The following is a 578-nucleotide window of genomic DNA, read 5'->3' as shown; positions in this document are numbered from 1 at the left end:
GCAGCGCAGCCAGTGCCCAGTACCCTGCGGTAAAGGCCATCGTGCCGCCCGCGTAGACGAACCCACCATAGTCATTTTGCAAAGGTACGTAGTCTGCGGCACCAACAATGGATTGACTGCTAAGCGTCGCGGCGGGTCGGTTCTCGACCGGGAAGTCCTCGGGGTGGATCAGTACATCCCAATCATTACGAATACGCCAGGCGTTGTTGATCGCCACTATGTGCGTAAATGGCGAACGCTCCCAATCTTTCGCTGCAACGGCAGACGGCGCGCTTCCAAGAATCAAAACTCGGGGCTGAGTATCGGTCATTCTGGGGTCCTGCCTTGTTGCAGTCCCCAGAAAGGTTAGAGCGTTTTACGCGTCAAACTACCCCAAAACTGAAAAACTGCTTTCCTCGTTGATCGGGCGCTTCCGGGAATAGAATCCCACGTCGATCACGCGATTGATATAGGGCAACGTAAACTGCAGCGGTTGGGCGTCATGATCAGCGCCACCTTCGACATAGTCTATCAGAGCAGCCATCATCTTGCCGGCAATCGGCGCATTCTTGTATTGGTTCCCGCTTGTGCCGCAGGCC

The 578-nt window shown here is 55.5% G+C and carries 2 pseudogenes; both read right to left on the bottom strand.

What is annotated here, in order from left to right:
* Positions 1 to 217 (bottom strand): annotated as a pseudogene (locus ACR0DO_RS19545) (hypothetical protein); the annotation flags it as partial.
* A gap of 150 nt (positions 218 to 367) precedes the next feature.
* Positions 368 to 578 (bottom strand): annotated as a pseudogene (locus tag ACR0DO_RS19540) (NAD(P)/FAD-dependent oxidoreductase); the annotation flags it as partial.

Source organism: Ruegeria sp. AM9 (assembly GCF_056540565.1).
This window is presented reverse-complemented; position numbering and strand designations above follow the sequence as displayed.